The sequence below is a fragment of the Actinotignum timonense genome (assembly GCF_900155575.1).
In the GTDB taxonomy this organism is placed as follows: Bacteria; Actinomycetota; Actinomycetes; order Actinomycetales; family Actinomycetaceae; genus Actinotignum; species Actinotignum timonense.
Genome location: NZ_LT706966.1, coordinates 1,860,037 through 1,878,085 on the forward strand (window position 1 = coordinate 1,860,037; position 18,049 = coordinate 1,878,085).

Here is an 18,049-nt window from a genome sequence, read left to right on the forward strand (position 1 = left end):
GGGGCCGCGCCATGTGTTGTGGGGGGGGGGAGTGGACCCGCCGCAGAAACTTCGGAGGCAGCCGCCCGTGAATTCGAGCGGGTCAAGCGGGCCCGGGTCCGGAATATGCTGCTGCGCGGGGCGCCGGGCCGCGATATATCCGATGCGGATCTTGATGCGGTGATGGACAGCGCGCAAGCCCGCCAAATCCTCGATATGCTGCGCTACACCGCGGTGGGGGACGCGGCCGAGGTGGGTGAGTATCTGCGAAAGTTCGCCCGCGATGCGCAGGCCGATGAGCTCATGATTTCAGTGCAGGCTACTTCGCATGACGAATCGCTGGCCTGCTTGGAGCTGGCCGCGCGTGGCTACGGCTTGGATAACTGAGGAATGCGCGGCGCTGGCAGCTAGGCGCCGGCTGGCAGTTGGGCGCGGCGTCGTACCGTAACGCGTAGCTTCGCGTTTCTCTCCCCCACGCTATCGGCCGCTTCACACGCCCGCGTTTTCTTTGTGGCACGATGGTTAGTATGCCTCTGTCGCAAAAACTACTCGGAACCGGCGAAGAACTCCTTGTCCACATGCACCCCGATGCCCGGCATTTGCTGCCGCGGGCGCTCGGTGCCGCGGCGGTGGTGTTCCTCGCGATGCTCGGAGTGGTAGCGCTGCCGGCTCGGTGGCAGCCGCTGGCCGGGTGGCTGGTGGTGGCGGTCGGGGCGGGCGCGCTTATTGCGATTGCCGGATGGCCGTGGCTGCAGTGGTATATGAGCACGGTGAGTATTACCAACCGCAGGATTATTACCCGGCGCGGGGTGTTCACGAAGCTCGGGCATGATCTTCCGCTCGCCGCGGTGGCACGGGTGGATGCGCAACCTTCAGGTACCGGGACCTCCGGTTCCCTTCTTGTGACGACGACGTCAGGTGCCACCGTCACCCTGCGCCGCATCGCGAATCTTCCCGCTGTCACCACGTTCCTGAATACGCTGCTGGACAAGCGCGCGGGAGAGGGGATTCACACTGGGGTCTCGCGCGAAACCGCCTGATTCTGGTAGTGTTTGGAGATGGACTTTCACCGGTCGGGTGGCAAGTCCTTGTTCTTTCGTAACAACCACGGGTGCCCCACGCCCGCAGTCCTACGAGGAACGCTTCCCTCTCCGACCATATTCATCTATCGCCTAGCGATTGACCGAAAGAGATATTTCATTGGCTAATATCAAGCAGCAGAAGAAGCGCGTTCTGACGAACGAGAAGCGTCGCCTTCGCAACCAGGCCGTTAAGTCGGAACTGAAGACCTACATCCGTAAGACTCGCCTTGCCGTGGAAGCCGGCAATGCCGAAGAGGCGGAAACCCTCCTGGCCGCGGCCTCCCGCAAGCTGGACAAGGCTGTGTCCAAGGGTGTTATTCACCGCAACCAGGCAGCGAACCGCAAGTCGAAGCTTGCTAAGCGCGTGAACGCACTGGCCAAGTAGGCTATGCTCCGGCCATGCAGGCCGGACCTCTGGCGCGGTTGTATCTGTTATCTCTACCGCGCTGATGCTTAGAGAAAAGCGGCTGGAACCCAGGCGTTCCAGCCGCTTTTCATATCCGTTCGCATCCGGCGCGAATTTTCTCATTCTTCTCCTTCGTGCTCGCCTTCTCGTTCCGCTTCCAAACCGCGGCGTTCTATTTCCAAACGGCGCAGCGTAGCGCGTACTTCGTTTTCACGGTGCCGCTGCCACAGCGCAAGGCCGAGTAACGCAAGAGTGACAAGGGCGGGAATCAGAGTGAAATCGTACCAACGGTTATCTGTCAATATGTTCGCAATGCAGCCTCCCAGAGTAGCTCCGAGTGCAAGTTGCGAGAAATAGAAATACCTCTTCGAACGCATATTCCTTCCTCCTTTCTTCTTCATTCCACGGTAATTGACACCTTCATTATAACGTGATCCCCGTCTCATATGTGGAATTTTGGCTCATGCATTCCGGTATTTCCGCGATATACATGTAGCGCAGGTGGCCGGAACCTGAAAGGTGTTCCGGCCACCTGCGCTAACTGAGGGATTCCCTAAGCGGTTATAGTTGTGCAGCTCGCCCCGGCCGCGCCCGGGTTGGGACGCGGAGCAGAGTTACCTTAACCGGGGAAAGCCGCGTTGATGGCATCCACGGATGCCTTGGCATCGCCGAGCAGCATATCGGTATTCTCATTAAAGAACAGCGGGTTTTGCACTCCGGCATAGCCGGCATTGCCCATGGATCGCTTGAATACGATCACCTTCTTGGCATCCCACACATGCAGCACCGGCATACCCGCGATGGGCGAACCGGGCTCGGAAGCCGAAGGATTGACAGTGTCATTCGCCCCGATAACCAGCACGACATCGGTATCAGCGAAGGAATCGTTAATATCGTCCATTTCCTCCACGATGTCATAGGGGACTTTCGCTTCGGCCAGCAGCACGTTCATATGCCCGGGCAGGCGCCCGGCCACCGGATGGATAGCGAAACGCACCTCGGTTCCGTTATCGCGCAGCTTCTTCGTCAGCTCCGCCACCGGATATTGGGCTTGGGCCACGGCCATACCGTAACCCGGGGCAATAATCACCGAGCTAGCGTCCGCGAGTTCTTGGGCCACCTCCGCCGCGGTGGTTTCCGTGTGGCTGCCATAGTCACGCGCCTCCCCGGTAACTGCGCCGTCGGACCCAAAACCGCCGAGGATCACGGAAATGAAGGAACGGTTCATGGCCTTGCACATGATGTAGGAGAGGTACGCGCCCGAGGACCCCACCAGCGCTCCGGTAATGATAAGGAGGTCATTGCCGAGGGTGAAGCCGGCCATCGCTGCCGCCCAACCCGAGTAGGAATTGAGCATTGATACGACGACGGGCATATCGCCACCGCCGATCGCGAGCACCATATGTGCTCCGAGCAGCAGCGCAATAATCGTGATGAGGATGAGGGGAATGAGGCCGGCCCCCACCCCGCGGGTCCAGGCGAACCAAATAATAAGTCCCAGGCACGCCAGGATCGCGAGCAGATTGAGGAGATTACGGGCCGGAAGCACCAGCGGCTTGCCGGGGATCTTCCCCGCGAGTTTCAGGTAGGCGCATACCGAGCCGGTGAAGGTGATCGCGCCGATGAACACCGCCAAGCCCACTTCGCCCATATGGAAGGCATTTGTGGGGGAGAAATCTTCCCCGGGTTGCTGGAGGAAAGAGTTGTAGCCCACCAGCACCGCTGCCGCACCCACGAAGGAATGCAGCAGGGCAATGAGTTCGGGCATGCCCGTCATTTCTACGGTGCGGGCCCGCCAGATCCCGATGCCGCCGCCCACCACGAGAGCAATCACGAGCACCAGCACAATAACAACGGAAGAAGATTCCGTGGGGTAAGCGAGGACCGCGATAATCGTGGCAACAAGGGCCAGCAGCATTCCGATGGCGCCCAGAATATTGCCTTTCGCCGCAGTTTCCTGTTTGGAAAGCCCGGCTAGGGCGAGGATGAAGAGCAGGGCCGCCACCAGGTAGGCGACGGTTTGCACGCTAGCAGCGACCTTGAGACCGCCCAAGCTCGGGGCGGCGAGGGTGACAACGTCGTTAATAGTGGTGAGCACGGCTTAGCTCCTCTTGAACATAGACAGCATGCGCGCGGTCACCAGGAATCCACCGAAAATATTGATGGATGCGATGGTGAGGGCGATGGCGGCAAGGATGGTCACGGCTATATGCCCGGAACCGAGCTGGAGGATTGCCCCCACCACGATGATTCCGGAGATCGCGTTCGTCACGGACATGAGCGGGGTGTGCAGCGCGTGCGTCACCGAGGTGATGACGTAGAAGCCCACCACGCAGGCCAGCATGAACACGATGAAATGCGAGGTCATGCTCGGCGGGGCCGTGAAGAGAATCCACAGCGCTACCGCCGCTGCCAGGCCGGCCCACAGGTAGCGCACGGCGCTGGGGCGGGCCGGTTCGGGCGCAACCGGAGGTGCGGGAGGCGCCGGGGGCGCGGCCGGGGCGGCCGAGACCTTGATGGGCGGGGGTGGCCAGGCCACCGCTCCCCCGAGGGTGACCAGAATGCCGCGCACAATATCATCCTCGGTATCCAGGACCAGCTGGCCATCCTTCTGCGGGGTGGTGAGTTTGAGGAAGTTGACGAGGTTCTGCCCGAAAAGCTGGGAAGCTTGGCCGGGCAGGCGCAAGGCGAGATCTTCGTAGCCGATAATTGTGACGCCGTTGGCGGTGTGGACGATTTCTCCCGGGCGGGTGCCGGCCACGTTTCCGCCGTTGGCCGCCGCCAAATCCACGATAACGCTGCCGGGTTTCATGGCGGCCACTGCCTCAGAGTCCAAAAGGAGCGGGGCCGGCTTGCCGGGGATGAGCGCCGTCGTAATAACAATATCCGCGGCGGCGGCTTCCCGGGCGTAGACAACCCCGGCGGCATTGGCCTGATCCGCGGTCATTTCGCGGGCGTAACCGTCCGCGGATTCCTGGCGCACCGGGATCTCGACGAATTCGGCGCCCATGGACTGGACCTGTTCGGCCACATCAGCACGCACGTCCGTTGCTTTAACGATTGCGCCCATGGAATTGGCGGTGCCGACCGCGGCGAGCCCGGCAACGCCCGCTCCGATAACGTACACGGTGGCCGGGGGAACTTTACCGGCGGCGGTGACCTGGCCGGTGAAAAGCCGCCCGAAGTGGGAGGCTGCTTCGATCACGGCCCGGTAGCCGGAAATATTAGCCATGGAGGACCGTACGTCCATGGACTGGGCGCGGGAAATACGCGGAATTGCGTCAAGCGCCAGGGCCGTGAGTTCGCGGCGCGAAAGTTCCTCGATAAGTTCGGGTGAGCCGGCCGGGTTCATGCGCGCAATGAGGGTGGCGCCGCGGCTCATGCGGTCAAGGTAGCTGATATCCGGGGCGTCGGTGGCTAACACAATATCCGCGGCCCAGGCTTCTTGTGCGGAGACGAGGCGTGCGCCCGCGCTTTCGTACTGGCTATCGGGGTAGGACGATGCCTCCCCCGCCCCCGTTTCCACCGCGACCTCGTAGCCCAAAGCGATGAGCTTGGCTACGGTATCGGGGGTGCCCGCCACCAGGGGGTCACCCGAGCGGGTACTTTTAGGTATTCCAACAAGCATAAAGTGCTCCTCAGTACAGCACTGCCGTGCTGCGTTCTGCGTGGGCGGCGCTCCAGATACGCCATTGTCGCGCCGCCGCGGGACATCCCTTATTATTCCACGTTTCCCGAAAGGGCCTGAGCGCGCCGGAAAGTGTGAGACTGCGGCCCGGCGTATCGACCGCGCCGGATACTACCTGCCGCGCCGGGCGCGCCCGATAGCAATAATCGCGTGTTCTACGGCGTACTGCGGATCGCGGGAGGCACCCTTGACCTGTTCATCGGCGAGCGCCACGGCTCGGATGGCGTGCCCGAGCCCGGCGTCGCTCCATCCGCGGGCTTCCCGGCGAGCCCGTTGGGCTTGCCAGGGCGCCATTTTCAATTCCTTCTGGCTGATTCCCGGCGCTTGGACGATGGCGAGCTGGCGCAGTTTCGCCGCGAGCGCGGCCACGATAGGGACGGGGTTGACTCGGGTGGCGAAGGCGTGGCGGGCCAGCGCTAAAGCTTGGCCGGTGCGCCCGGCCAGGGCCGCGTCCGCGATCTCAAAGGGGGTTGCTTCATTGCGCCCGGCGTAGAAATCCCGAATATGATCTTCGGTGATCATCCCCTCCACATCGGCGAGGAGCTGGGCGGTAGCGCTGAGGAGTTCGCGCAGGTCCTGGCCGAGGGCATCAACGAGGGCCCGCACCGCGCCGTCCGTGATTTTGCGCCCGGCGGCCCGCACATCCGCCGTCACCAAACGCGCTTTATCATCATCGCGTTTGATTTTTTCGATGCGGGCTACCTGCCAGCCCCCCGCCGCGATGGCGTCGAGGAGTTTTTTGCCGCGAGTGCCTCCCCCGTGTTGGATAATCACGGGGATATCCGCGTTGGGCTGCGGGAGGTAGGCGAGCATTTCCGCGAGGAACGCGTCATTCATGTGTTCGGCGCCGGTCACGACGACGATGCGGTGGTCCCCGAAAAGTGAGGGTGAGGTGTGGAGGGCGAGGGAGCCGCGCTCGTAGGATGCGGCGTCTAGGCGCACGACCTGCACCTCGGGGTGTTCTTGGCGAGCGAGGCTTACAAGCCGGGCCCAGGCGCGCTCGGCCAGCACCGGCTCTGCACTAATAATGAGGATGACCGGTTCTAAGCGGAGGGCGTCGTACCCGACCGTGCGTTCTTTGGCTGCCATGGTTCCATTCTCTCATGTCATAACTCACCTGCTGAACGGCAGGTGGCCGCACCGGTTCCGCGCACTTCGATACCAGCTCACCTTCCGCCCACGCTATTGCCCCGCACGTGAGAGTCGGATAGATGTGCGCGCCGGCATAGAGTTCGTAGACGCGCGCGGAGGGGTGCCCGTAGCTGTTCTCGCCTACGGATATGAGGGCAATTGCGGGGTCAAGTTCACGGGCGAGGCGCTCGGATTGGTCCGCGCTTCCGTGATGGGCGACGACGGCGATATCAACCGGCCCAACCGCGCCCACGAGGCGTTCCTGGGCCGGGGCAGTCGCATCGCCGAGAACCACAATGCGCTGGGCGGCCATGGTGGTGCCGTTGGGTGAGCTACTGCCGCTGACCATGCTAGTGCCGCCTGGCGAGCTAGTGCCGCGGGCCGAGCTGCTACCGCCGGCCCGGCGCGGGCTATCCACTCCCTCGGCATCGAGGAGAACAACGAGGGAATCGGCATTAGCTTCCTCGGGAATGCTACGCGCACCCGGCCGCGGGCTGAGAATCCGAGCAATGGGCACATTATCTACCCGCAGTGTTGTTCCCGCGGCTACCACACTAACCGGAATGGAGTGCGATTCGAGCAGTTCCAGGGCGGTGCGAGACTGGGGCTTCGGGGCGGAATTTGGTGATATCCATACCGCGCTGATGGTGGTGGATGTGAGAACGTCACGTAATCCTTCTACGTGGTCGGAGTGGAAATGGGAGAGGATGAGCAGGTCAAGATGGCTCACCTGAGCATCTGCCAAGCACCGGGCAGCAGCTGGGGTTTGCGGCCCCACGTCGATCATGATTGTGTATCCGCGCACCCGGTAGAGGAAAGCTGATCCCTGGCCCACATCGCATTGCACCGCCGTCCAGTTGGGAGGAATCGCTGGGCTCCCGGGCCAGCGCGATAACCCGAGAGCCGCGAGCGCGCCCACAAGAATAATGACCGCACTCAGGCGGGGCACCACCAGGAGCGCCAGAACCGCGCATATATGACCGATGCCGGCAAGAACGAGGGGAATTCCCGATCCGGGTAGGGAGGCGAGCAGGCGGGCTACCTGGTCAATCCACCACGTTGATAAAGCGGCACCGGAGATGGCGAGACTGGCGAGCATGGGGAATAGCGGGGCCGTGAGCGCGCCGACGAGTCCGAAAATGGTCAGTGGTGCGACCACGGGTGCCACAAGGGCATTGGCGGGCACCGCCCAGAGCGACCCGGCTTCGGTAAAGAGGAGGAGTACGGGTAGGCAAGATAGTTGGGCTACCAGAGGAATAGCGATGACCCGGGCCAGGGTGGCCGGAAAGAACCGGGTGAGGTAGTCGGTAAGCCGGTATCCCCCGCAGATAATTCCGAGGGTGGCGCTGGCGGAAAGCAGGAAACCGTAGCCGGTTGCGAGCCAGGGATCAATAAGGGCAGCCGCGATGCTCGCGCAGCTCAGGGCATTGATGGCTTGGCTACGGCGGTTCATTCCGAGTGCCGCCAGCACCACCAGGCCCATGAGTGCCGCGCGGATAACTGAGGGTGCGGGGCCCACCAGAATCACCAGTCCGCCTAAACCAACCGCTCCGGCGAGGGCGGTGCGTAAGGGCCGGGCCCGGCCAACCGCCATAATAATGAGGCCGAGGACGAGCGAGACATGGGCCCCGGATACCGCAATGAGGTGAGTGAGTGCGGTTGTGCGCATGGCTTCTTCAAGTTCTGGTGATACCCGGGTATCGTCGCCTAGCGCTACCCCGGGAATGAGGCCGCGGGCGTGCTCCGGGCGGGCAGAAAGCAGCGCGGCGAGCGCAGTATCGATGCGGTGGACAACGCGCGCACTGAGTGCGCCGCTTCCACTTAGTTGGAGTGCGGACCCGGACCAGCGGGCACTTTCACGCCGCCCTTCCACCGCGGTGAGGCGGCCGTGGCCCATCACATATTGGCCAGCTAATGCGGTGCAGGGAAGCTCCGCGCGGATACGCGCACGCGGGCCGACATCGAGTCGCACCCCGTTCGGGCCCGCGGTGGTGATTGTGCTAGGGCGCAGGAGCGCGGTGCATTTTCCTTCTCCCCACGGCGTGGTGGAGGGCTCCGGGCGGGTCGCGATAACGGCTTCCAGTTCCACGCTTGCCTTGGTTGTTGGGATATGTGCCCCGGAGAGGACGAGCAGCCCGGCGATACTGGTAGCACTCCCCGTGCACGCCACCGCGAGGATGCCCAAGACTACCCCGCTTGCCCTCCCGCGCAGCTGCGGACGGAAACGGGCACGACCGGCTACCGCCCAGGCTGCCGCCAGACACAGGCCGGCGCCGAGGAACGCGAACTGCGCGTACCCATTCAGCGCCGCCCACGCCCCGCCCAGAGCTGCACCAGCCGGTGGAAGAAGGCGCATATCTTGGCCGTGGCCCGCGTTCGCAGATGCCGAGCAGCGCTGGCTGCCACGAGTATGGGTGCAGGTACGAGTACGGGCGCGGGCGCGAACGTCGGTCATACTGTCACCAAGGCGGACAGCTTATCGAATTTAGCTGGCCCAATACCGGGGACCTCGAGAAGATCCTCCGGGGAGGTAAAAGGACCGTTGTTTTCCCTCCAGCTGAGAATATCCCGGGCGGTGGCCGGGCCTACCCCGGGAAGGGTCTCCAAGTCGCTAGCAGAGGCAGTATTGAGGTTAACGAGAGCACCGGAATTACTTTTCCCGGATCCCCCGCCAGCGGCCCCGCCGCCTCCACCTCCAGCGCCTCCATTCTTTCCGCCTTTGCTGCCACCGCTCCCACCCGGGTTCGCGTTGCCTCCCGAACCGGACAGCACTCGCGGTGTTTCACCGGGTGCGGGTATATGGATATGGGAGCCATCAGTTACGGGTTCGGCAAGATTGATCGCGGCACCGTCCGCACTCGGGGTGAGTCCGCCGGCTAATTCCACCAGGTCGTTCACCCGGGCTCCGCCGGGAGCGCTATATACTCCCGGGGTTGCCACCTCACCGGAAATACAGGCGACGATAGTTGTGGGACTGGATTCGCCCGCGGTGGGGGTGGCCGGCCCAGATTCGCCGCGCGCCGCTCCGCCTTGAGATACACCCGGAGTAGCTGGCGGGCCTGAGGAAACCACGGCCGGGCCTTCAGTGGTAGAAACCGGGCCGGCCACGCTGCTCCCCGGTGGTACCGCGGCGGGGCTAGCGGAGGCCGGACCGCCCCCGCGCCCAAGCCAGGCCAGCACCCCAAGAATGAGGAGCCCACCCAACAGAGCAACGGCGAAAGCGCCAAGTGTTCGGGGAGACCAGCGCCACCGCGATGCTTGCGCGGGCGTGGTGAGCACGGCGATATCTTCACCGGTACCAGCACCGAGGGCAAGAGCCGCGAAATCCCGTACCGCGCTCCGGCCCGGCGGCCCACCCCGACTTCTACCTGGCGGCCCGCCCGCACTCGGATCCAGGCCTGCCTCCGGTATCGGATCGGTGCGGGGCAGGCTGAGGCGCGGGGCTGGGTGCGGTAATGAGGTAGTCATGGGCCTATCATGCGCGCCCGCGCGCACCTGGTGCCGGCGCCCCGGCACACGTGGGGATAACGCCGACGTTTGGCCAGCTGTGGATAGTTTCAGGCATCGCCGCTCTACAATATTGGTATGAACGACGCCGATATTGCCCGCTTGCGCGCCGAGGCGGCCGAAGCCGCTGCTAAAGCTGCCCGCGCGGAAGCCGAACTCGCCCAGGCTCGCCTCGATGCCGCCCTCGCCGCCACAATTGCCACTGATACCCCGCCCACCACCACGGCTCAGGCCGCATCCGATATTGCGGGAAACACGCCGACAGAGAACACCACTGAAACCGCCACCGCGGCAGAGACGCACCCACCCGTGCAGCCGGCGGCGTCGTCGCCGCAAGACTCCCCGGAACAATCCCCGGAACCCAATAAAGACGATTACGCGAACGAGGTGGCGCGCAGCTACCAGGTAGCCGGCCCGGCTCTCACCCTGGGCGCCTACCTGGACCCGGCCGGGAATCCGCGGCCCGATGTGCTGGTGCGGCTGCCTTTCGCGAGTTTCAATCGGCACGGGCTGGTGTGCGGGGCGACCGGCACCGGGAAAACTCGTACCCTCCAGCTGCTGGCTGAACAGCTGAGCGCGGCCGGCGTGGCCGTTTTCCTTACCGACATTAAGGGCGATCTTTCCGGCCTGTGCGAGGCGGGCACGGCTTCCGATAAGCTCACGGCGCGCACCCGCGCCTTGGGGCAGGAATGGACGGGGGCCTCGTTCTCACTGCATCTGTATTCCCTCACCGAAACTACCGGGGTGCCGCTACGTTCCACGGTGGAGGATTTCGGTGCTTTGCTGCTGGCGCGGGCCCTGAAATTGAATGACACCCAGGAATCGGCGCTGGCCTTGGTTTTCGCGTGGGCGGAGCAGGAGAATCTGCGCCTGTACACCCTGGAGGATCTGCGCGAGGTGCTCCATTATTTGACCACGGATGGCAAGGCGGAACTTTCCGGTATCGGTGGGGTCTCCACCGCGACCGCCGGCGTGATTTTGCGCGAGGTATCCGCCCTGGCCGCGCAGGGTGGCGATGTGTTTTTCCAGCGTCCCTCCTTTAGCCCGAGCGAACTCATTGCCCACGAAGGCGAGCGCGGTGTTATTTCCGCCCTTGAGCTACCGGACGTGCGCGATATGCCCGAACTTTTCTCCACGTTCACGATGTGGGTGCTCAGCCGGCTCTTTTCCGACCTGCCGGAGGTGGGCGATACTCCCCTGCCCCGCCTGGTATTTTTCTTCGACGAAGCGCATTTGCTGTTCTCGGGTGCGTCCCGGAATTTCGTGGACGAAGTAACCCGGGTGGTGCGCCTCATCCGTTCCAAGGGCGTAGGTGTTTTCTTCGTCACCCAAACCCCGCAGGATATCCCCGAATCGGTGCTCGCGCAGCTGGGCACCCGGATTCACCACGCCCTGCGCGCCCACACCCCCAAGGACGTCAAGGTTCTCAACGAAACGGCAAAAACTTTCCCCTTCTCGCCCCTGGATATTGCGGCCGTGCTGCCCGCGCTAGGGACCGGTGAAGCTGTGGTCACGGGTTTGGGCGACGACGGCGCCCCTACGGCGGTGGCCCCTACTCGGCTATGGGCGCCGCGCTCCGTCATGGGCCCGGCCAGCCCGGCTGCCTTGCGCACCGCCCTCGGAGCAACACCTCGGCCTGCTCCTCTTTCCGGGGAGGCCGCGAGCGAGGGAGCGGCCCGCGCGGTTGCCGAGCGGCGCGCGCAGCTGGAAGCCGCGGCAGCGGCAGCTAAAGAAGCGGAAGAGCAGCGGCGGGCCGAGGAGGCCGCGGCGAAGAAAGCCGCCCGCGAGGCAGAAAAAAGCTGGCAGCCGCGGAACGAGAAGCCGAGCGGGCCGCCCAGCGGGCCCAGCGGAATGCAGAAAAGGAAGCTGAGCGCCAGGCGCGGCGCCGCGATGCCGCCATCGATTCGGTGGTGCGCAGCGCCGGGCGATCCCTGGGCCGCTCGATTATTAATTCGATTTTCGGGCGGCGCCGCTAGCGCCGGCCGGATAGCTGATGGTGACGGTAAGGCTGCGGGACTGGCCCGGGGCGAGGGCCACCCGGCCCACCTGATCCGAGCGATTAAAAGCATTGGGAAGGGCGGAAGCCGGGGCCACCAGGAGGGCTTCCCGTGCCCCGCGCTCCAGCGTATCCCCGGTCCACAGCCGCACATAGGGTGCTTCGCTGGGTTCCTGAGCGAGGATAATATCGCGTTCGCGGGCCGGATCGGTCAGGACGGTTGCCACGATGCCGTCACTGGTGGGTACCAGCGAGGTAAAGGTGGAGTCGATCCGGCTAGCTCCGAGCACCGGCCACTCGACCGGGGTGCTCACCCCGGTGAGCGCGGCATCTCCGGGGGCCGGGATTCCTTGGGCGTCGGCGGCAATTTTAGTGCGAGCGCTGACCGTTGCCGACATTTTTGAAACGGAGGCGAGCTGCGGGAAACGCATGTACCCGTTCCACGCAAGCGCCACCGGAGCGCAGCTTTCACCGCGGTTCGTTACTTCCACGCTGACGGAAAGATTATGGGTGCCCGCGCTGGAATCCCCCAGCGCGTACACCACTTGTAGGCCCACCGGCCAGGGGTACCCGGTGACCGCGGGAAGTTCCGCCCGCAAAATAAGGGCATCCGCGGAGCGTTCGCGCTGGAATTCGCAGTTGTGGACACGCAGGCAGCGCCCGGCAGTATCCGCCTCCAGCTGGTAGCTTTGCCCATCCCAGGTGTAGCGCCCACCGGCGAGCGGACCCACCCAAGGTGCCTCAATAAGCCCGCGCCCACCGGCTGCCTCCTCCAATTCGGCAGCGTTGCGGTACCCGGAAAACACCTCGCCGTCCGGACTCCAGGAGAGGAGGGTGGCACCGCGCGCCGCCACGAGGGCACTGGCTCCGCCGGGCGCGCTGAGAAGCCATGCCGGTTTACCGTCAAAGTCGTGCGTCGTGATGCGCATACGTGCCACGATGTCCTCCTTACTCCCGCGGGTTCCTTCCCTTGGATTGGTGCCCGAGTTCCGAGCTTGAACTAGCTTCCGGACCGGGGCCGGATTCTGGGTCTGAACCCGGCCCCGCGCCCAAACCAGTATCCGCTTTACGGAACGATATTAATGAGTCCGGGTGCCCGCACGATAATCTTGCGCGGTTCGCCGTCCAGGAAGGACTGCACCCGTTCTTCCGCCAGGGCCCGAGCGGTCAGATCCGCATCGGAAATATCCTGGGGTACTTCCAGGCGGGCCCGGACTTTACCCTTCACCTGCACCACGCAGGTCACGGTGTCATCCACCAGCAGCGAGGCATCGCTGACCTGCGGGAAAGCAGCGCGCGCCACCAGGCCGGGCTGGCCCAAACGCGACCAGAGTTCTTCGGCAATATGGGGAGCCACCGGGGCCACCATCGCCACGATAGCGCAGGCGGCTTCCCGCGGCACCGCCTCCAGCCCGGTGAGGTGGTTATTGAGCACGATGAGCTTGGAAATCGCGGTATTAATACGCATATGGTCGTAATCGTCGGCCACACCCGCGATGGTGCGGGCCAGCAGTTTCGCGGTTTCGGTATCGGGAGCGGTATCGCTGACCGTCACCTCGCCGGTGCGTTCATCAACGATATTGCGCCACAGCCGCTGGAGGAAGCGCTGCGAACCCACCACCGCGCGGGTATCCCAGGGGCGGGAAACATCGAGGGGCCCCATGGACATTTCGTAAACACGGAAGGTATCCGCACCGTACTGGTCGGCCATATCATCGGGCGTGATGATGTTCTTGAGGGATTTGCCCATCTTCCCGTATTCCCGATTGACTTTCTCCCCCTGGTAGTAGAAGACCGCTTCCCCATTTTCTTCGCGTTCTTCTACCTCATCGGCCGGCACATAGGCCCCGCGGGAATCGGTATAGGCATAGGCCTGTACGTAGCCCTGGTTGAAGAGCTTGTGGAACGGCTCGGAGGAAGAAACATAACCCAGGTCAAAGAGGACCTTGTGCCAGAAACGTGCGTACAGCAGGTGGAGCACAGCATGTTCGACGCCGCCCACGTACAAATCCACCCCTCCGGAGGTGTTCCCGGACTCGGGCCGCGGGCCCATCCAGTAGGCTTCATTTTCCGGGGCGCAGAAGCTATCGGCATTGGTGGGATCCACATAGCGCAATTCGTACCAGCACGAGCCAGCCCACTGCGGCATGGTATTGGTTTCGCGGCGGTACTTCTTGAGGCCATCCCCCAGGTCAAGCTCGACATTCACCCATTCCGGATTGCGTTCCAGCGGGGGTTGGGGCAGCGAATCTGCGTCGTCGGCATCATAAGACGCCGGCGAGAAGTCTTCCATTTCGGGCAGCTCCAAGGGGAGCATCGATTCGGGTAGCGCGTGTGCAATCCCCTCCTCATCCCAGATGATCGGGAAGGGTTCACCCCAGTAGCGCTGGCGCGAGAAGAGCCAATCATGCAGGCGATAGGTGACGGTTGCGGTTCCGGCGCCGCGTTCTTCCAGCCAGGCGATAATAGCGGCCATGGATTCCGTTTTGCTCATGCCGTTGAGGGAGATGTCCTCATTGGCGGAATCGACGAGGATGCCGTCCCCGGTGTAGGCGCCTTCGTCCAGGTTCGGGCCGTACGGATCCTCCGCCGGGCCGATGGTGCGAATAACATCCAGATTGTATTCGCGCGCGAAAGCCCAATCGCGGTCATCGTGAGCGGGAACAGCCATAATGGCGCCGGTTCCGTAACCGACCAGCACGTAATCCGCCACGAAAACCGGAACCTTGGCGCCATTGACCGGGTTGATCCCGAAGAGCCCGGAGAAAACACCGGTCTTTTCGTGGGTATCCGAGGTGCGTTCCATATCGGATTTCGCGGCGGCGCGCGCCCGGTAGGCCGCTACCGCTGCGCGCGGGGTGTTGTATCCGCCGGTCCATTCTTCGCGGGTGCCTTCCGGCCAGCTATCGGGAACCTGGAGGGCCTGCGCATCGGCTTCCGCACCCGGCTCGGTCCCGCCCAGGGCGGCGTGTTCGGGAGCAACGGCCATGAAGCTGGCCCCGAAGAGGGTATCGGGGCGGGTGGTATACACATCCAGGACCCGCCCGGAGCCGTCAGAAAGTTCGAAACGAACCGTGGCGCCGTGGGAGCGCCCGATCCAGTTCTGCTGCATGGCTCGCACTTTATCCGGCCAGTCGATGGTATCCAGATCGCTGACGAGGCGATCCGCGTAGGCGGTGATCCGCATCATCCACTGGGCGAGATTGCGCCGGAACACCGGGAAGTTGCCGCGTTCGGAGCGCCCTTCGGCGGTCACTTCCTCATTGGCGAGCACCGTTCCCAGGCCCGGGCACCAATTAACGGGTGCTTCCTTGATGTAAACCAGGCGGTATTCGCTGAGCGCCTCCGCCTTTTCTTTCTTGGAGAGTTCCTCCCAGGGCCGACCGTCCGGAGTGGCCTTTTCCCCGCTAGCGAATTTCGCTTCGAGTTCCTCGATGGGCCGGGCAGCTCCGTTGCCGCGTCCGTCCCGGCGCGGGTAATCCGGGTCAAACCAGGAATTGAATACTTTGGTGAAAATCCACTGGGTCCACTTCACGTACTCAATATCGGTGGTGGAGAAAACGCGGCGCGAATCGTGGGAGAGCCCGAGGCGGTGCAGCTGGGCGGCCATATTGGCAATATTTTCCGCGGTGGTGATGGCCGGGTGCTTGCCGTTTTGTACCGCGAATTGTTCGGCGGGAAGTCCGAAGGCGTCATAGCCCATGGTGTAGAGGACGTTCTCACCCTTCATGCGGTGGTAGCGGGCCACGGTATCCGTGGCGATATAGCCGAGCGGATGGCCCACGTGCAGGCCGCGCCCGGAAGGATAGGGGAACATGTCCTGGATAAAGAACTTCGGCGCCGAGGTATCACCCGCGAGATCCCCAACCGGGTTCGCGGCGTAGAAGGCACCTTCCTCTTCCCAGCGTTCCTGCCAGTGGGCTTCGATCTCATTTGCCAGCTCCGCGGTGTAGCGGAACTGGGTCATATCCTCAGCGCTCAAGGGTACTCCTTTTCGACGGTCGACTTCGGTCAATTGTAGCTCTCTCCTACGACAAATCTCAGGTCGTCCACAGCGGGAAGGCGGCGCTGGCGGCCGCGGCCCGTGCAGCCGGCATCCACGGGCCAGCAAAGCCGGCGGCTAGACTGGTGCCATGAGCGTCTTTTCAAAAATTATTGCCGGCGAGATTCCGGGTCGTTTCGTTTGGGCCGACGACGTGTGCGTTGCTTTCGCAACTCTTGAACCGCACGCCCGCGGGCATGTTCTGGTTGTGCCACGCGCGGAAATTGATCGCTTCACCGATCTTGATGATGACACGGCGGCGCATCTTTTCATCGTTGCCAAGCGGATCGGTAAAGCCCAGATCGCGGCTTTCGGGGTGGATCGGGCGATGCTGGTCATCGCCGGTCTGGGCGTGCCCCACACCCACCTGCACGTTATTCCCGCCGATTCCGAAAACGTCACCAGTTTTGCGTCTGCACGCAAGGATGTGCCCGGAGTCGAATTGGACGCGGCCATGGAGGAATTGCGCGCGGCCCTACGCGAACAGGGCTGGGAGGCTTTTGTTCCCGAGCAGCTCGGTTCCCTCGCCTAGGCGAACTCGCTTAGACCCGCGTTGCAGGCAAGGCTTGCGGCCCGCGCGCAGCGGTTTAGGCCAGCCCCACCAGGTTCTCAATGAATTCGGCAGTGTCGGTCCAGTCCCGTACCGCGTGGGTATCAATGCCGAGCCGGGTCACCGGGTAGTCGTTACCGGCCGGATCGAGCCGGTCCCCCACAAAAAGCATCTGCGCGATGGGGATGCCGGTTTGCTTGGAGAGTTCTGCGATTCCGTAGGCTTTATCCACGCCTTTGCGGGTAATATCCACGGAGGTTGAACCGCCCGAGCGCACTTCCAGGTGCGGCAGACGCGCTGCGACAGCTTCTCGCAGCGCGTTTTTCTTTTCCCCGCTCGGATCCCAGGCGCGTTTCGCTTCCAGCGGTGCACTTTGTCCGAGCGCGGAGAACGTGACCTGGGAGCCGCGGTCTTCCAGGATCTCCCCCCAGGTAGTGCTTTCCCACAGGCCGAGCCGGCGCGCTTCTTCTTCCAAGGCCAGTGCCGCGTCCCGGCGTTCTTCCGCGGTGAGGTTGCGGACGTACACATCGCGCCACTGCCCCGCATCGTGAACAAGGTAGCGGGTTCCGCAGGTGGGCATGAGGTGGAGGCGCGCGAGCTCCGCGGGAGTGCCGTCCAGCCCTTCCAGGAGCTGGCTTTCGAACTGCCCGAATTGCCCGCCGGAAATCACGCATACCTCGTAAGTATCCAGCAATGCCCGCAGGGCCCGCGCCATGCGTTCGGGCAGCGCGGATTTGGAGGGTGCCAGGGTATCGTCCAGGTCAAAAGCAATAAGGCGGTAAGACGTCATAGCCACAGTATGGTGCATGGGCCGGGCAGATGCGAAATAATGGCCGGCTTAATGCACAGATCCGGTCCAATACCCACGTATTCTTACGACGACGCAGCGGGCTGATACATCGCGATGTATCAGCCCGCTGGTGGGTTTCGCGCGGCAGGGCAGCTGGCTGGTGAGAAGCGCGCGGCCTGGCCAGGCGTGCTAGACCTGCTTATTGTTCGTCTTTGATGGCTGCTTCGCAGAGCAACCGGGCCCCGCCAATAATAAGAACAGCAACCACGAGGCTGAGGAGGAAGCTGAGGACTCCGGCGAGCGCAACCGTGGTGGGAGTGTATTCACCGAAAACGCTAATCATCGCGAAAAGCGAGACGAGCACATGGCAGCCGGCCACGATAAAGGCGATGATCATGATGATCGGCGCGATAGAACGCGCTACCCGAGTGGAGAAGTTCGTGGAGAACAGCGCCGCGAAACCAGAAGGGTTGTGCGGCTGCTGGGGCTGCGGCGGGTAGCCGTAGCCCGGCGCTGAGTAAGCTGACGGTGCCCACTGGCCCTGCTGCGGGGCGGGGATATAGGGCTGGCCCTGCGCCTGATTCTGCTGGCTCTGCTGATTCTGCTGGTCAAAGCCCTGCTGGTAGGACTGCTGTTCCGGCTGGGCGCTCTGCTGACCATAACCGGGGTTATTATCAGGGAACTGGTTATTCTGTTCGCTCATGAGTATTCCTTCCGTAACGAGCGATGGCCACGACGCGATCATGACCCGAGGCACTTCACACTTAAAATACCAAGAAAGTGGAAACGCGCGTATTCATCTCACTACCCGCCGGAGGCGGGTAGGTACCAACTAAGCGTAGCTATTCGTAGCGGCCACCGCGAATAGGACAGATCCA

13 protein-coding genes and 2 pseudogenes are annotated in these 18,049 nt (G+C 63.3%); 5 read left to right on the forward strand and 10 right to left on the reverse strand.

Features of this window, described 5'->3' with window-relative positions; translation table 11 throughout:
- The 3 genes and pseudogenes from CZ322_RS07905 to rpsT form a co-directional block, all read left to right on the forward strand.
- Positions 1-366: pseudogene (locus tag CZ322_RS07905) on the forward strand (alkane 1-monooxygenase); the annotation flags it as partial.
- A gap of 140 nt (positions 367-506) precedes the next feature.
- Positions 507-1,019: a PH domain-containing protein gene (locus tag CZ322_RS07910; protein WP_159455019.1), complete on the forward strand. Its 513-nt coding sequence runs from the start codon at positions 507-509 to the stop codon at positions 1,017-1,019.
- Between the two features lie 160 nt (positions 1,020-1,179).
- Positions 1,180-1,446: a 30S ribosomal protein S20 gene (gene rpsT, locus CZ322_RS07915; protein ID WP_016442875.1), complete on the forward strand. Its 267-nt coding sequence runs from the start codon at positions 1,180-1,182 to the stop codon at positions 1,444-1,446.
- 140 nt (positions 1,447-1,586) lie between these two features.
- Here rpsT and CZ322_RS07920 read toward each other — a convergent pair whose 3' ends face one another.
- From CZ322_RS07920 to CZ322_RS07945, 6 genes are all read right to left on the reverse strand, one after another.
- Positions 1,587-1,868, reverse strand: coding sequence for a hypothetical protein (locus CZ322_RS07920; protein ID WP_143231885.1), 282 nt, complete (start codon positions 1,866-1,868; stop codon positions 1,587-1,589).
- A 218-nt stretch (positions 1,869-2,086) separates the two neighbouring features.
- A complete protein-coding gene (pntB, locus tag CZ322_RS07925) occupies positions 2,087-3,520 on the reverse strand; it encodes a Re/Si-specific NAD(P)(+) transhydrogenase subunit beta (protein WP_087071197.1) in 1,434 nt (477 codons plus the stop codon).
- Positions 3,521-3,568: 48 nt separating this feature from the next.
- On the reverse strand, positions 3,569-5,095 hold the full coding sequence (locus tag CZ322_RS07930; protein ID WP_087070860.1) for a Re/Si-specific NAD(P)(+) transhydrogenase subunit alpha: 1,527 nt from the start codon (positions 5,093-5,095) through the stop codon (positions 3,569-3,571).
- 171 nt (positions 5,096-5,266) lie between these two features.
- On the reverse strand, positions 5,267-6,244 hold the full coding sequence (holA, locus tag CZ322_RS07935) for a DNA polymerase III subunit delta (RefSeq protein ID WP_087070861.1): 978 nt from the start codon (positions 6,242-6,244) through the stop codon (positions 5,267-5,269).
- Positions 6,177-8,741 (reverse strand): ComEC/Rec2 family competence protein, encoded by a 2,565-nt coding sequence (locus tag CZ322_RS07940; RefSeq protein WP_087070862.1) that lies wholly within the window; start codon positions 8,739-8,741, stop codon positions 6,177-6,179. Before CZ322_RS07940 ends, holA begins: the two co-directional genes overlap by 68 nt.
- Positions 8,738-9,754 carry a ComEA family DNA-binding protein gene (locus CZ322_RS07945; protein ID WP_087070863.1) on the reverse strand — a complete coding sequence of 339 codons (1,017 nt, stop codon included), beginning with the start codon at positions 9,752-9,754 and terminating at the stop codon, positions 8,738-8,740. The genes CZ322_RS07940 and CZ322_RS07945 overlap by 4 nt, the downstream gene beginning before the upstream one ends.
- 117 nt (positions 9,755-9,871) lie before the next feature.
- Between CZ322_RS07945 and CZ322_RS07950 the strand changes: the two are divergent.
- A pseudogene (locus tag CZ322_RS07950) lies at positions 9,872-11,545 on the forward strand (helicase HerA-like domain-containing protein); the annotation flags it as partial.
- Between the two features lie 195 nt (positions 11,546-11,740).
- On the opposite strand, the gene CZ322_RS10425 reads toward CZ322_RS07950, so the two are convergent.
- Positions 11,741-12,718, reverse strand: coding sequence for an aldose 1-epimerase (locus tag CZ322_RS10425; protein ID WP_301575257.1), 978 nt, complete (start codon positions 12,716-12,718; stop codon positions 11,741-11,743).
- Positions 12,719-12,855: 137 nt separating this feature from the next.
- On the reverse strand, positions 12,856-15,756 hold the full coding sequence (locus CZ322_RS07960; RefSeq protein ID WP_087071198.1) for a leucine--tRNA ligase: 2,901 nt from the start codon (positions 15,754-15,756) through the stop codon (positions 12,856-12,858).
- 166 nt (positions 15,757-15,922) lie between these two features.
- Here CZ322_RS07960 and CZ322_RS07965 point away from each other — a divergent pair, with 166 nt between their 5' ends.
- Positions 15,923-16,363, forward strand: coding sequence for an HIT family protein (locus CZ322_RS07965; RefSeq protein ID WP_087070865.1), 441 nt, complete (start codon positions 15,923-15,925; stop codon positions 16,361-16,363).
- A 55-nt stretch (positions 16,364-16,418) separates the two neighbouring features.
- On the opposite strand, the gene CZ322_RS07970 is transcribed toward CZ322_RS07965, so the two are convergent.
- On the reverse strand, positions 16,419-17,171 hold the full coding sequence (locus tag CZ322_RS07970; protein ID WP_087071199.1) for an HAD-IIB family hydrolase: 753 nt from the start codon (positions 17,169-17,171) through the stop codon (positions 16,419-16,421).
- Positions 17,172-17,370: 199 nt separating this feature from the next.
- Positions 17,371-17,874 carry a DUF4282 domain-containing protein gene (locus CZ322_RS07975; protein WP_087070866.1) on the reverse strand — a complete coding sequence of 168 codons (504 nt, stop codon included), beginning with the start codon at positions 17,872-17,874 and terminating at the stop codon, positions 17,371-17,373.
- Positions 17,875-18,049: the final 175 nt, after the last annotated feature.